The sequence below is a fragment of the Allocoleopsis franciscana PCC 7113 genome, from assembly GCF_000317515.1.
GTDB classification, from domain to species: Bacteria; Cyanobacteriota; Cyanobacteriia; order Cyanobacteriales; family Coleofasciculaceae; genus Allocoleopsis; species Allocoleopsis franciscana.
The window spans coordinates 5,959,496-5,974,604 of record NC_019738.1; the positions used below are offsets into that span (position 1 = coordinate 5,959,496).

At 48.2% G+C, this 15,109-nt stretch carries 11 protein-coding genes; 1 reads left to right on the forward strand and 10 read right to left on the reverse strand.

Features of this window, described 5'->3' with window-relative positions; translation table 11 throughout:
* Positions 1–877 precede the first annotated feature (877 nt).
* From MIC7113_RS24430 to MIC7113_RS24455, 6 genes are all read right to left on the reverse strand, one after another.
* Entirely contained in the window at positions 878–1,288 is a 411-nt protein-coding gene (locus MIC7113_RS24430) for a hypothetical protein (RefSeq protein ID WP_015184875.1), read from the reverse strand.
* Between the two features lie 214 nt (positions 1,289–1,502).
* Complete coding sequence (gene lpxB, locus MIC7113_RS24435; protein WP_015184876.1) at positions 1,503–2,753, reverse strand: lipid-A-disaccharide synthase; 1,251 nt, start codon at positions 2,751–2,753, stop codon at positions 1,503–1,505.
* 104 nt (positions 2,754–2,857) lie between these two features.
* Positions 2,858–3,679, reverse strand: a complete 822-nt coding sequence (lpxA, locus tag MIC7113_RS24440) for an acyl-ACP--UDP-N-acetylglucosamine O-acyltransferase (protein WP_015184877.1) — start codon at positions 3,677–3,679, stop codon at positions 2,858–2,860.
* A gap of 107 nt (positions 3,680–3,786) precedes the next feature.
* The gene (gene fabZ, locus MIC7113_RS24445; protein WP_015184878.1) at positions 3,787–4,296 is read right to left on the reverse strand and encodes a 3-hydroxyacyl-ACP dehydratase FabZ; all 510 of its coding nucleotides are present in this window, start codon (positions 4,294–4,296) and stop codon (positions 3,787–3,789) included.
* A gap of 156 nt (positions 4,297–4,452) precedes the next feature.
* The gene (locus MIC7113_RS24450; protein WP_015184879.1) at positions 4,453–5,487 is read right to left on the reverse strand and encodes a UDP-3-O-acyl-N-acetylglucosamine deacetylase; all 1,035 of its coding nucleotides are present in this window, start codon (positions 5,485–5,487) and stop codon (positions 4,453–4,455) included.
* A gap of 234 nt (positions 5,488–5,721) precedes the next feature.
* The gene (locus MIC7113_RS24455) at positions 5,722–8,064 is read right to left on the reverse strand and encodes a BamA/TamA family outer membrane protein (protein WP_015184880.1); all 2,343 of its coding nucleotides are present in this window, start codon (positions 8,062–8,064) and stop codon (positions 5,722–5,724) included.
* A gap of 885 nt (positions 8,065–8,949) precedes the next feature.
* On the opposite strand from MIC7113_RS24455, the gene MIC7113_RS24465 reads away from it, so the two are divergent.
* Positions 8,950–9,216, forward strand: a complete 267-nt coding sequence (locus tag MIC7113_RS24465) for a DUF7219 family protein (RefSeq protein ID WP_015184881.1) — start codon at positions 8,950–8,952, stop codon at positions 9,214–9,216.
* 53 nt (positions 9,217–9,269) lie between these two features.
* Here MIC7113_RS24465 and MIC7113_RS24470 read toward each other — a convergent pair whose 3' ends face one another.
* The 4 genes from MIC7113_RS24470 to MIC7113_RS24485 form a co-directional block, all read right to left on the reverse strand.
* On the reverse strand, positions 9,270–11,933 hold the full coding sequence (locus tag MIC7113_RS24470) for a GAF domain-containing protein (protein WP_015184882.1): 2,664 nt from the start codon (positions 11,931–11,933) through the stop codon (positions 9,270–9,272).
* A 473-nt stretch (positions 11,934–12,406) separates the two neighbouring features.
* The gene (locus tag MIC7113_RS24475) at positions 12,407–13,540 is read right to left on the reverse strand and encodes a glycosyltransferase family 4 protein (RefSeq protein WP_015184883.1); all 1,134 of its coding nucleotides are present in this window, start codon (positions 13,538–13,540) and stop codon (positions 12,407–12,409) included.
* A 39-nt stretch (positions 13,541–13,579) separates the two neighbouring features.
* Positions 13,580–13,882, reverse strand: coding sequence for a hypothetical protein (locus tag MIC7113_RS24480; RefSeq protein ID WP_015184884.1), 303 nt, complete (start codon positions 13,880–13,882; stop codon positions 13,580–13,582).
* 69 nt (positions 13,883–13,951) lie between these two features.
* Positions 13,952–15,103, reverse strand: a complete 1,152-nt coding sequence (locus tag MIC7113_RS24485) for an NAD-dependent epimerase/dehydratase family protein (RefSeq protein WP_015184885.1) — start codon at positions 15,101–15,103, stop codon at positions 13,952–13,954.
* Between the last annotated feature and the right edge of the window lie 6 nt (positions 15,104–15,109).

The following is a 15,109-nucleotide window of genomic DNA, read 5'->3' on the forward strand; positions in this document are numbered from 1 at the left end:
GTTTCAAGAACGAAAAGTCTGAAAGTTAGTATTTTCCCTGTTGATTGAAAGTCAAAATAGGGAGCATGTCAAGTTTGCACTTAGCACTTATGGAGGTTGAGTAGAGCGTAAGCGTTACCCAACAAACCAACCTTGAGTTGGGTTTCGTTCTTTAACCCAACCTACAAAGTTAACAGGCTCCCTCAATAGAGGACTTCGTAATGTACGCTACAACTGTAACATCCCTCTTAAGGAGGATGTCAAGAAAACGAAAGCCGCCGTAAGTAAAGCTTGGATGAATTATTCTTTTTCTAAAGAAAATTAAATCAATGAAACGGAGAAAGGAGAGCTGCCTTGTTAAGGAACATTCTAATCCATTGATCGGCAAAATTTATCCCCAGCAGCAGATCTTCGACATTTGACGAACTTTTTTCTGATCAAAATCCCACAATAACTAGGAACTTCAAAATAACCTCAGTTGGGAATAGTCTTTTCCTACAAGCGTTTCAGATTTTACTTTGACAAGAGCAAGAAGATAGGGTTAATTAAGGAGTTGCCAATCAGCCGTTACTAAGAGTTATATTAATTTCTATATTCATCCGCCCAACGAAAAGTAATCTGTCTAAAGTTGAATCTGTAGGTTGCATCTACAACAAGAAATTCCTGGTCTACTTATTGAATGCAATAGCATCTACAGAAAATGCAAAAATTCGCAGTACCCAGTGAAATGATAGAGATGAAGATGGCGTGGGGAATGCAGACGTTACAAATTTGCTAGGTTGAATTGTCTTTTTTTTGCTTGAGTATACAGATAAAACAGAATGAGCGATCGCCTCTTCATTTCCAGAACAAGCGATTGCTCACGGCACCAGCAAAGCTGATCGTATTTTTTACTTCATCACTCTGATTGTTGAGGTTGGGCGATACGGGTTTCAATATCCTCTAACGTTTGCAGCAGCAGACGCTTTGCCTGTAATTCCCAGCCCCATTTCTGAATACGGTACGCGGCAACAGCTCCAGCAACAGCGACGATATAGCCTACCCATTGCACCAGGGAAATGGCTCCCAGTAAACCCAATCCGGCAATTCCCCAAAAGGGTAAGGCAACGGTTTGACGTTGTTCTTCAACGAGTTTGGGTAAACCGCCAGATGACATTTGTGCCGCTAATGCTTCACGGCAACGACGTTGCTGTTCTAGGGGCACAGATAGACCTATCTTACGGCGGAGTTTCTCCATTTTGCGGGCATCCGTGCTGTATTCGGTTAGCTCATCTTCTGCCATTTTGATTAGGCGATCGAGTTGATCCATGATGTGACTCCTGCGGCTGTAAATCTTAGTTATGGGCTAGGAGTAAGTTTAAAGCACTTCACATCGCTTCACTTAGATACTATCTGGATCGATATTCAATTCGCGCAATTTCGCCGCTAATTGTTCGGCACGTTGGGCGGCTAATTCCCGTTACAGATGATCAATGATTCCAATGATGGTGAAATCGCACTCGGAGCATGTCAGTACAAGCAACCTACAAAGGGGACATACTCCCCATCGCCTTCTGTTTTTCCGGCGACTCACCGACTAATTTCAAAATCTCAGAGGCCGCGCGATCGCAAACTCCAACTTCCCCTAATAATTGGCGCATTTCTTGATAATCAGCCTGGGTTTGTTCACGCCTTTCCGGATTAAACAGAAGCTCTAACGATTCATTAACAATATTTTCTGCTGTGGCTTCCTCTTGTAATAACTCTGGTACAATCGAACGCATCACTACCAAGTTAGGCGGCGACATAAAAGGAATCGAAAACTTCAAAAGACGGGCGATCGAGTAAGTAAAAGGACTGACCCGATAAAAAACCACCTGTGGCACATTTAACAACGCCAGTTCCAAGTTCACCGTCCCTGACTTCGTAATCGCTAAATCAGCGGCAGATAAAACTTCCTGCGTTTGACCAGAGACCAGAGTTGCCTTTAGACCATAACGCTCAATCGCCGCTTCAATTGCAGGGCGATAAGCTTCCAAAGACAAAGGAATCCAAAAAAGTGGGGATTGGGAATTGGACTTGTGACGTTCTGCTGTCTCCGATAATTTCGCCTGGAGTTGTCTTGCTGCCTCAAAGGCTATCGGCATCATATACTTAAGTTCTTGCCGTCTAGAAGCCGGGACAAGCGCGATCGCAATTTGATCCGGTTCAATTCCGAGTGCTGCCCTTGACTCCTCTCGCGTCGGTGTCAATCGCATCCGATCCACCAAGGGATGACCCACCCAAGTGACAGACGCTCCCTTTTTTTCAAAATAACGGGCTTCCTCTGGAAAAACCGCCAAAAGTTGGTCAGTCATCTTGACAATCGTCATCGTATCGCGAGGGAGAATCGACCGAGCCGACCAAACCCAATCTTGTGGGGCAATATAATAAGCAATCGGCACCTGGGGTAAGTGACGCCGCATAAAACGACCTAGGCTGAGATTTGGCCCCATGTAATCAATCAGTACCACCAAATCAGGGGGGTGCTGCCGCAAGTACTGTTTAGCACGCTGCTGAATTTGCAGAGTCGGCACGACAAAAGGCAAAGATTCCAGAATTCCCACCGAACCAATGCCAGTGGTATTCTCCAACAGCGTGGCACCCGATGCTGCCATTTTCTCGCCGCCTAGCGCCACAATCTCTAAATCTAGCCCTATGGACTCTGCCTGACGTTTTAAGCCCTCAATTAGGAGTGCCCCTTGTAAATCACCAGAAACTTCTCCAGTGCTGATAAAAATGGTTTTGCGTGTCATTGGTCATTGGTAAAGAAGAGTCGAAAGTCGAGCAAGTTAAAAGGCGAACCAGTTGAATGTTGAATATTAAAACTTTCAACTTTCAACCTTCCAACCTTCAACTCTTAAAAACCTTCAACATGCAACCCTTTGGTGCGACGTCCAGGAATTAAACCCCGCCGTCCCTCCATCTGAGATAACTGCAAAAATCGGCGTAGGTGCTGTAAGTGTTCACTATCGGAGAGTAAATCTAGATGTTCTAAGGATTGAGTCAGCGTGTATCCAGAACGATACAGAGTTCGGAATGCCTTTTTGAGCTGTCCGAGTTCCGTCGCCGTCATTCCAGCACGCTTAAGCCCCACTAAATTGAGCGATCGCACTCTAGAAGGATTTCCCTCAATTAACATGTAAGGTGGCACATCGCGGTCAATCCGGCTCATGCCACCCACCATTGCTAAGCGCCCAATGTGGACAAATTGATGAATCCCTAAAACACCACCAATCGTTGCCCTAGACTCAATGTGAACATGTCCTGCCAAAGCTACGGCGTTGGCAATGACAACCGAGTCGCCGAGGACGCAGTTATGGGCGACATGAACATAAGCCATTAACAAATTGTTGCTGCCAACCACCGTTGCCTCACCCGCACCCGTGGCTCGGTTAATGGTGACATACTCCCGAATTCGGTTGTCATCACCAATTTTAACCCCAGTGGTGGTTCCGTCATATTTGAGGTCTTGGGGTTCCGAGCCAATCACAGCACCAGGAAAAATTTGATTCCTGGCTCCAATCTCTGTTGGCCCTTCTAGCACGACATGAGCACCAATCGTCGTGCCAGGACCAACCTTGACATTATCCCCAATCACAGCATAGGGGCCAATCTGAACCGTGGGGTGGAGTTCAGCACCGGGATGGATAACAGCAGTTGGATGAATCAGTGTTGCCATAGAAGTGTTGAGTTGGATAGGAGCTCCTGCTCCTGTGCTGTGAGCTTGAGGGAGTGAGTTATGAATTTAAAACTTTACACTCAACACCGTCGTACTCAAAGCGACATTTAGTCTACGAGAGAAAACAGTAATTCGCCTTCTGCGACTCGTTGACCATCGACAACCGCACGAGAGAGCATCTTTCCAAAACGACGCCGCTTGATCGATATCAGTTCCGTGGTCATGATCAGTTGATCTCCAGGGACGACGGGACGGCGAAAACGAACTTTGTCAATGCCAGCAAAAACAAATAATCCCCCCTCCAAATCGGGCAACTGAGTCAAGACAATACCGCCAACTTGAGCCATGGCTTCTACAATCATCACCCCAGGCATCATCGGGCGTCCGGGAAAATGTCCTTGAAAATGGGGTTCGTTGAAGGTGACGTTCTTGATGCCAACGGCGCGTTTACCAGGAACATATTCAATAATCCGATCCACTAAAGCAAAGGGATAGCGGTGGGGTAGAAGCCTCTGAATATCTTCAAAGGTCAGAGCTTGGCTTGATGGTTGAGTGATAGGCTTCTCAACAGTTTCTGTGGAATTCGCGTGGGTGTTAACGTCGGTCAGTATAGACATTTTGGTGCTTCGGAGGGTTGCAGGTTGCAGGGCGAGTCGGATGCCAGGTTAATAGGTTGTCCGGTTAGTAGGTTAGCAGGTTACAGGTTACAGGTTACAGGTTATAACGTTTAACCTTCCAACTTTCCCGCCTTCCCGCTTTCAACGTTCTAACTTTCAACCCATTTGTTGTGCTAGCTCTTGAGCCAGTTGGACATGCAAATGGTGGCTAGCTTTGTAGGCAAGGAAATGAGCTACAGGAAAAGTTCCCAGTAGACTTAAATCCCCTACTAAATCTAAAAGTTTATGACGCGCTGGCTCATTTGAAAATCTTAAGGGAGGATTAAGCCACCCAGTCTCGTCACAAACCAGGGCATTTTCTAAGCTACCGCCTTTAATTAAACCGGCTTGTCGCAATTGCTCCACTTGGTGCGCTAAACCAAAGGTTCGAGCCGGTGCGATGCTTGTCGCAAAACTCTCCTGCATCGGTGTCCAGCTATGCCATTGATTTCCGATCGCAGGTGACTCAAAATCAATTCCATAAGTAAATCGGATGGTGGGTGCTGGCAAGGCGGCAACAAAGGCATCTCCTTGATGTACCCAGATGGGTTGCTCTAAGGCAAACGAGGTGGAAAGTGTTCTTGAGGAATTCCCTACCTCTGTGTGTCTTTTCACAATATCTCCGGGTGTTTTTGTGTCCTCTTTCCCCTCTTTACTCTGAACGCTATCTTGCTGGAACGCTACTGCCAGCACTAAAGCATCGGTTTTCCAGTCCTCCTCTGTTGCCACAACACCGACTTCCTGAATCGCCTCCACCCAAACCTGAGCTGAACCATCCAACAGCGGAACTTCGGGGCCATCAATTTCAATCCGGGCATCATCAACCCCACTACACGCTAACGCCGCTAATAGGTGTTCCACGGTTCGCACTCGTGCTTCTGTGTGGGTAGACTGAGGCAAAATGCTGCTGTGTTTCGCTGCCTTGTCTACTGTTGAGTCACTGGTGATCAGTGCTTGGAGTTCAGTAGACAATCGGGTTTCATAGACAGCCTCGACTCGCGCTGGGATGATGGGTGATCCAGGCAAATCCACTCGCACGAAATAGCGTCCCTCCCCAGGAACCGCAGGCAGCACTCGCACATTTGTCAAGATACCGCTATGCAGTCCAACGCCGGAGCGATCAAAAATACCACCCAAGGTGTATTGAGCCATCTGTTATTCGTCACGACTGATTAGTTGAAAGATGGGTTGGGGGTTGATCGGTTGAAAGTGAAGTTCAAAAGCGTCGCGATCGCTTTTCTAGAGTCGTTGAACATGGGTAGGCTGAACAATTGTTCAAGCTTTCAACCTACCCCTACCCTACTCCTTCGGGGAACGCGAGAGCGTTCGGGTTCTCTGTGGGAGTACGGGGAACGCTCTCGCGAACAACTTTCAACCTTCAACCGTTTAGAATCGCTCTCCAATGCCAAAGTGCAACTGAGATTCACCTTGGTCATTAAAACCGTAGTCCACGCGAATCGGACCTAGCGGCGACTGTACCCGGACACCTAGGCCGTACCCAAAACCATTGCCCGGTTTGCCCCGCACGCCGGCTGGGTTACCCGGAACGTTGTCACCGGAACCAAGATCGCTGGCATAGTCTAAGAACAAAGCACCACCTATCACAGAGAAAACAGGGAAGCGATATTCAGCCGTAGCCTGAATATAACTACGTCCTGCTCCCACATCTCCCTCACCGAAACCTCGTACTGAGTTAACGCCACCCAAGGAAAACGCTTCATAAGGCGGCAAATCGCCCAACACGGTTCCTCCTTGAACATTAAAGGCAAGAGCTTGAGGGCCTTTGGTGAAGTTGGTAAAGCTCACAGGGATGTAGTAGCTGTAGCTGCCTCTCAGGCGGGTCATAAGGATGGAGCCTAGTGGAATCGATTGCTCCGCCCCCAGTCGCAGCAGAGAGCCGCTGGTGGGTCGTATGGGGTCATTCCGCCGATCGCGCACAGCACCCAACTGAAGGGTCAACAGGTCGTCTTTTCCACTGTCATTAAAGCTTAAGAGGTTGCCCCGCTCATCCCTGGGAGTAACGTCACCCTCGCTATTGGTAACTGAAATCCTTTGATACTGTAAGCCTAAGGAAGCCGTCCAATCTGCTCGGGTGAAAACGTCTCTGGACAATGGACGGGTGAAGGTAATACCGCCTCCTGTTCGCCGGATACGGGGGCGATCGCGGTCTCCGTCATCGTCGGGTGGGAGGAACACTTCTGGGTCACCGCCCTCAAAAATTAGGGAAATCGAGCGGCGTCTGAAGGCGTTTACTGTATAAGATGTACGGTACGGGTCGCCTGCAATCCAAGGGTCTGTAAACCTTGCGTCAAATAGGAACTCCCGTACACCTACCTGCACTTCGGCACCTAAGGTCTGATTGTTACCCCCTAGGTTTTGCTGTTGATAGCTCACAGAACCAAACAGACCACTCGCGGAACTAATCCCGCCCCCTAGCGCCAGAGAACCGGTGTTTTTCTCAATCACGTCCACGACTACAACGACTCGGCGGGGGTCAGTACCGGGGGCAAAGGAAAGCCGCACATCATCAAAAATCCCTAGGCCAAATACCCGTCGCAGGTCTCTTTGAGCCGTTTCCCGATTAAAGACATCGCCGGGTTTAAGTTGCACTTCTCGCGTAATGATGAAGTCACGGGTACGACCCCGGATCGTTTCACCCTGCTCATTCGTCGCCTCTCCCTCTTTATTCAGGAAACGCACCTGAATATCTTCAATGACCCCTTCTGCCACAATTAACTTGACTTGCCCATCGGCGGTCACTTGCTGAGCATCAATTACCTGAGCGAGGTCATAACCGTTATCTTTGTACCACTGATTGACCTTCTTGATGCCCTCTTGCAGGTCACGCAGGTTCAGGATTTTGCCATACTGCTCGTTGAAGATATTATCGACAACTTGAGCCGGCAGGACACCCATAGCGGCTCCTTCTGGAACAGTTTGAACTGACACATTTCGCAGCACGGGGTTAGGTTCTACCACAAAGGTTACACGAACCCCCAAAGGTGTATCTTCGGGCTGTACATTCACATTGGAGAAGTAGCCTGTGGCAAAGATGGCATTCACATCTTCCTGCAATTGGGAGCGTGTGGTTGCCTGTCCGGGTCGAGTTTTAATCACGCGGAAAATTTCCTCTTCCAGTTCCCCTTGTGCGCCACTGATGTCTACTTCCGCAACGAGAACTCTTGGTTCTGGCTGAGTCGGTTGCGATTGAGTGTCTGGAGGGGTTGAAAATTCTGGCGCTGGGGTTGGCGTGGGTGAAAATTCCTGCGTCGGGATTGGTGAGGGACTCGGTGACGGTGAGGGACTGGGGGATGGTGAAGGACTGGGGGACGGTGAGGGACTAGGCACCGGACTGGGTTCTGTGGAACCTCCGGACTCAGCATCCTGTGCTATCAGGGGTTGCAGACTAGAGGCGTCTGGCACAGCTAGAGTCTCGACAACCACGTTGTTGACCCTTTCCGCTTGGCGTTCCGTTGACGCCACAGGTTCCGAATCTATGGGAACAGCATCTTGATTAACATAGACTGGCTTTGAAATAGATTCTAAATGACGCTCAGTGGTCGGCTCAGCTTTAGCTGTAGGCACTCCTCCACTGCTGTTGGTCGCGTCTGGTTCTGTTGCTTTTGACTGGGGAGTGGGCAAGTCTAGGGTTTGCCCCTTCACCGGGTTGGATACACAGAAAGTGGCTGAAGCAGCCAGCATTGCTGCTAAAAAGGGAGATAAGCGCATGTCTTTGAGCTCTTTTGACACTTCCACACACCACGTTTATTGCAAATCAGCGAAACACGCTAGCGAGTCTGACTTCGCTATCCGTTTCTTATTTTTTGTCCATTGTCCATTGTCTGTGAAGAGTTTTAACGATTTGCCAATCGCTAATCTGAAAAAAGCGATGGGGATTGGGCCGGTAACCAGTGTATAGGTCTCTCGCTTGCCGTCAACCTTAGTAATACCGCAACGGTTGAAAAAGGTCATGAGAATTTCGGGACTGAGGAAGTTGACATCGGGTACCAGTACTAATGTTCCTGCCTATCACCTCCTAATGAACAAATTCACACTCGTTTAATACCATTTCACTTAAAGTTGCTTAGCGTTCAAACTACGGGCAGCAGAGGAACTGAGGGGCATAATGGAAATAATTTGTATCAGGAATTGTGTGACTTGGTATAACAAACCTCAATAGAGTCATGAACGACTTTAGTCTGTCAGGAGTAAAATAGGATTTTATACATCATTTTCATACTGGAGAATTATAGAGCGATTTGTTGTCTTTGGTAGGCAAGGCTTACACTCACATCTGTAAAGATGACCTAGATGGAGAGCCGTTATCCGAGACAGGCATTTCTGGCATCCGAAAACTCACTGGAAAAATGCTGTTGCTGGGGTTGCTCTATAAAAATAAATACCGTAAAAGTACTATTGATTTAGATAGATTTATCCAGCATATATATAAAGAGTAGAAAATAGATTTTTAAGCTACTGTGCTGAAGTAAAAGGTTCCAATTCCTCTAAGGCTGGCTAAAATTATTGAAATGTGAAAATGTCTTGGGTTATGCCGATTAGGAAATTGAGAGAGTTTCACCTCAATCGGCGAATTTTAAACATAAGGAGATAGCTATGGCTGATAAATTTGATTTTTTATACCCTCGCAGTCGCTATTACGGTCAGGTCAAACCCGAAAATCTGGTTTTTAATGCCAACCTACAGGAGTTTACGCAACGGGTAAATTATATCTGTAATCTAGAAACCGGTGGTAAACTTTCGCCAGAAGAGGCTTACTCCCAAATTAAAGAACTTTGGAAACAGTTAAAGCGCACTAAAAAGCAACTCTCGATTGGTCAGCACCCATTCCAAGGTGATGCAGGGGAAAACGAGGAAGGATGAATGATTAAGCACCAAGGATGAAAAAAGGAAAGGTTGTTGAGATTTCATCCTTTCTATTTTGTTGTCAGCGTGTGAACGCCATCCCACCACTCTGGGGGGGGATTGTTACGATAGTAGGCTGCTCGGTCTAGATGGATTGAGACGGCTTGGTCAGTGAGTGGCTTTAAGGGGTAAGCTTGCTCAAAATAGGTGAGAGCTTTTTCAAAGTCTCTGTTGAGGTAAGCTTGGCGTCCTGCGGCGTAAAAATCTAAAAACCGTTTCGTGCTGTCGTTAAGGGGTACATCGGATTCACCAATTAACTCATAAATACTAACGGCTTGGTTTTTGCCCTTAACCCGGATTCGATCTAACTCGCGTACCCAGATGCGCTCGTGGCACAAGGCATAAGTATATTCACTTAAAATAATATCGCAGCCATACTCTTTGGTGGCGCTTTCCAGCCGTGCGCTCAGATTCACTCCATCCCCAATCACGGTATAATCCATCCGTTTTTGGGAACCAATATTACCAGCAACCACCTCTCCCGAACTAATCCCAATCCCAATCCGGATTAAAGGTTGGTTGGTCAACATGCGTGACTGGTTAAACGCCGCTAAGCGCCAGCGCATATCCAAGGCTGACTTCACCGCCATCCAAGCATGATTTTCTTGTAAGGGTAGGGGGGCACCAAACACCGCCATCAAAGCATCCCCGATAAACTTATCTAAGGTTCCCTCGTGGTTAAATACCGCCTCCACCATCGTTTCAAAATACTGGTTCAGCAGCGACACCACCTCAGCCGCTCCCAGATTCTCTGTCAGTGTTGTATAGCCTCGGATGTCAGAAAATAGAATTGTGACATCCTTGCGCTCACCCACCATCAGGCTATCTTCACCCCGCGCCATCACTTGCTCGGCAACTCTTGGGGTCATGTAGCGATACATGGTGGTTTTCATCCGCTTTTCCCGTGTCATATCTTCCAACACCACCAGTCCCCCCCGCACCGTTCCCTCTAGATTTGTCAAGGGGTTAACGGTTAGGTTAATACTGCGTTCAATTTCCCGGACTTGCTCATTCGACAAGTAGGTTGAGGCGTTGGAATCCCAAGGGGTTTCATTCCAAGGAATAAACACATTGGGGTCATCACTTTTCGGGAGTGCCAGGATGTACACATCGCCTTCAGGACTTCCGTAAGGAGTCGTAAACTCTGCTCGACTCCCCATTCCCTTTTCCCAATTTAAAACCGCACTATTCCCCAACGTCCCATGACCATTGAGGCTTGAGCGTCCCGGACTTTTATACAAACCAAGGGTCAAATTTTGCTCTGGCACATAATGTTTAGTCCCGGTTGTCAGGCTGCCCTGGAGGCGCTCCTTGAGATTGTCGATGGGTACCACGTCCCAAACGTAGCGACCCATCAGTTTATATTCCCACAACTTCTGGATTTTACTGTCCTTGCTCGTGTGGGGACAACCTAGTAACGCCAGAGCCGCGTCATTAATAGTGACAATCCGCCCCTGCATATCGGTGGAGATCACAGCATCGGAGAGGCTTTGCAGAATGTCTTTCTGGTATTGTTTTTCGATCAGAACATTTTCAAACAGCTTGGCGTTTTCCAAGGCAATCCCCGCCTGAATATTAAACGCTCGCATGAACTCTTCATCCGAACTGCTAAAGCTGCCTTGCTGCTTATTGATGAGCTGAGTTACCCCAATCAATTCGTTCTTAGAGTTATAGACCGGCATACAGAGAATGTTGCGAGTCACATAACCCGTTCGTTTGTCGGTGGTGGGATCGAAGCGAGGGTCTTTGTAGGCATCGGGGATATTCAGGGTTTGACCTGTGGAGGCTACATAACCTGCAATGCCACGATTAGCCGGGATGCGAATTTCGACAAAGTCTGACCCATCTGCTGTTGCCACCTTGCTCCAAAGTTCGCCCGTCTCCTTGCTCAGCATAAACAAGGTACTGCGGTCTGCCTGCATTAAATCACGAGCCTGATCCATCACCAGACGGAGGGTAGCTTCTAAATCGAGGCTTTGACCCAAAGAAGCTGTGGCTTTGAGCAGTGCCGCCGCACCCCGTTGGTTGCGAGCCGCCATGTAAAAGGATTGACAGGTTTCCAGAATTATGCCTATCGAGGCGGCAAAGTCCCGGAATCGCTGTTCGTCGTCGGCATCAAAGGGCATACCCCCTGCTTTGTTTAACAACTGCACCACCGCAACCACTTGTTTGCTGCTGCTGAGAATGGGCATACACAAGAGGGTGTGGGTATGATAGCCGGGGCGTTCGTCTACTTCTTTATTAAATAAGGGATGATTGTAGGCATCGGGTATATTAAGACAATCTCCTGTTGTTGCCACATGACCCGCTAGACCCACATTCAGAGGAATTCGGATTTCTAGGGGTTTGCTGGTTTCGGCTTGGGGAATTTTTGCCCAGAGTTGACCTTTGTCAGCGTCAACCAGGAAAATAGTTGTGCGATCCGCTTGTAGGATTTGACCAATTTTTAGGGTGAAGGCATCCATCACCTGCTCTAACATGGTTTCCAGGGCTTCGTTGTTGATCATTTCGATCGCCCGGAGAAATTGCTGAAATTCAGCGGTGATAAAGTCCAACAAGCAGATGAATTCCGGAACGGATAAGTCTTTGACGCGGTGAGTCAGGGCACTTGTCCGGTTGAGTTGGGTTAACTGGGTCAAGCTAGCCAGAATGCTACCAACGTTAGAGAGTGTCATAGTAATGGCTGTTTAACAACTGTCGTGTAATCCAGCGTGCACAGATGGATGGGGGTGACTTTCTAGGGGAGATGAGGCAAATTTTGAGAGCCGTAAAACAAGGTGACTCAGACCGAAAGATGCGCGCCCGTAGTCAAAAGATGGTATGACACCTAAAAGATTAAATGATAACATTTGTGAACTAGAACTCCTGAATATCAGTAGTCCTACCTACGAATGTATCCACTCCTTGAAAGTAAAACAAGGGTTGATACACCCAATTGTGGGGAACGGGGGAGCTGGGGAGCGGAGCCGGAGCTAAGCGTGAGGACGGAGAAGCAAGCTTTTCTTTAATTCTATTGACTATTGAAGTGGTGGAAAATTTTTGCAGCGTTGCACTAGGGTACGTCGAGACGCACCCTACATCGTTAGTTTAGTGGGCTATAACAACTCTCTCCAGACCATCAGCCAAGTGTATTAGCCCTGAGCAAAGATCATGCGGCTGATGACATGGACTGGGATAAAACTACAGCTCTGTAATAATTTTGCAACTGGCGTGTCGCTGCCGCCCAGCCCCAACGTTCGGCTTCCGCCCTTGCATTTTGCCGCAGGGTTTCCCGTTCTTCTTGCCGTTCTAACAAACGTTGAGTGGCGGTGATGGCACCCTGTTCATCAGCCGGGTCAAACAGGTATCCATTCACCCCATCAGTGACAATATCAGGGATACCCCCAGAACGTGCAGCGACTACAGGGCAACCCGCTGCCATGGCTTCGAGTAATACTAATCCTAGGGTTTCTGTGCGCGAGGGGAAGACAAAGGCATCAGAGGAGGCAAAGGCAGCACCCAGTTCTTTTCCGGTGAGATAGCCCACAAAATGGGTGGGTGTGCCTGCAAAGTGTTTTTCCAGGGCGCTACGATGGGGGCCATCTCCCACTAAGGCGAGACGGGCGTTGGGAATGGCTTCTAAAACGGGCTTGATCCGCTCAATCTCTTTTTCTGCCGAAAGACGCCCGACATAGAGGAGGATAGGGCTTTCGGGGTGTCCTTGAGAGAGGTGCGAGCGCATTTCCTGGGACACTAAGCTGGGATGAAAGGTTTCTGTATCAACGCCTCGTTGCCACAAGTCCAAGTTGAGGATACCATGCTTTCTCAACTGCTCAATCATTGCCGTCGAGGTACACAAATTGAGCTGGGCTTGATTGTGGCTGGCTTTAATTAACTCCCACATCACCGGTTCAAGCATCCCTAGTCCGTAATGTTGGAGGTACTGAGGGAGATGGGTGTGGTAAGACGCTACCAAGGGAATTTGCAGGGTTTTGGCATAATACAGCCCACCTAACCCTAAAACAGCCGGGTTGACCACATGAATCAAATCCGGTCGAAACTGCTCTAAAGCGACCCCAATGGACGGGCGTGGTAGGGCTAGCTTCAATTCTGGATATAAAGGCAGTGGAAAGCCAGAGACGCCGTAAATTTTAGCGCCTTTGTATTCTGTGAGTCCGCCATCTGGGGAGATAACCAGGACTTGGTCACCGTTACGTTGTAGATGTTCGACGGTGTGACAAAGTCGAGTTACAATGCCATCAACCTTGGGTAAAAAGGTCTCGGTAAATAGAGCAATTCTCATGAGGATTAGGGGCTATCTGTAGTTAAAATTGATTTCATTTCAAGATGTCTTTTCTTGATTAGGGAGGGTACACAGGCCATGAATTCCAATCGCCATGATTACCCCACCGAGAAGGACTCCTATGCCTTCAGCAAAGCAATTCATTCTGTGTCGGTTCTCCGCTGCTTGAGCCATCAATAAGTCGCGTTCGCGAGACGTTGGAGATTGAGCGATTTTCTGATAATTTCTATGACTCTTGTCGAGTTCTGTCCAATCTGGAAATAGGTAGTAGGCACTCACCGCCGACGCACTCAATCCTGGCAGCACGACAAATAGTAAGAGGACAACCTGTTTTATATTCACGTCAATTCCATCCTCAAACAACAGAGGTAATCGCCAAAACGATTACCCCTTTAGTGTCGGCGTTTTCACCTATCGACGCCAGGATACTTTGGGTAGGATTTGGTTTTTGTCCACACGATGCTGATATTTATGGGCAAAGTTGAGTAAGGAATCGAGTAGGGAGTCAGAGAGATAGTGAGGTTCTAAACCTAGACTCAACAAACTGGTGTTTTTGGCATAGAAGTAGTGTTGTTCTAGCTCAACTCTGGGGTTATCGATGTGGTTAACGCTGACATCAAGTCCCATTTTTGTGCCTGCGTTTTGTACCATCGCGGCTAAATCGCCCACGCTGAAGAGTTCAGTGAATTGGTTGAACACGCGGAATTGACCGGGATCGGCGGGGTTTGCGATCGCAATTTCCACACAGCGCACTGTATCCCGAATATCCAAGAAGCCGCGAGTTTGTCCGCCTTTACCATACACGGTTAAGGGATAACCAATGGCGGCCTGGATACAGAAGCGGTTCAGGGCTGTGCCAAAGACGCCATCATAATCTAAGCGGTTGATCAAAAGTTCGTCCATGCCCGTTTCTTCGGTGAGGACACCATAGACAACCCCCTGATTCAAGTCAGTGGCGCGTAATCCCCAAACTCGACAAGCAAAGTGGATATTGTGGCTATCGTGAACTTTGCTCAGGTGGTAGTAACTTCCGGGTTGTTTGGGATAGGGGAGGGTATCCTTGCGCCCGTTGTGTTCGATGGTAATATAGCCTTCTTCAATATCAATATTCGGCGTACCATACTCACCCATCGTCCCCAACTTCACCAAATGACAATCGGGGAAATCTTGTCGCATGGCATACAGTAAATTCAGGGTGCCTACGACATTATTAACTTGAGTGAGTACAGCGTGTTCGCGGTCAATCATCGAGAAGGGTGCTGAACGCTGTTCCCCAAAGTGGACGATCGCTTCTGGCTGAAATTGATGGAGTGCTTTGATCAGGAACTCATAATTGGTAATATCGCCCACAAACAGGTCAATCGACTTACCGGTGAGGTCTTTCCAACGTTGCAGGCGTCGCTGAATCGGTGCGATGGGTGTCAAAGTGTCCGCGCCTAATTCCAGATCCCAGTGACGGCGCACCAAGCTATCGATAATACCGACTTCATAGCCTTTGTTGGAAAGATAAAGTGAGGTTGCCCAACCGCAATAGCCATCCCCGCCAATAACCAGGACTTTCATAATTGC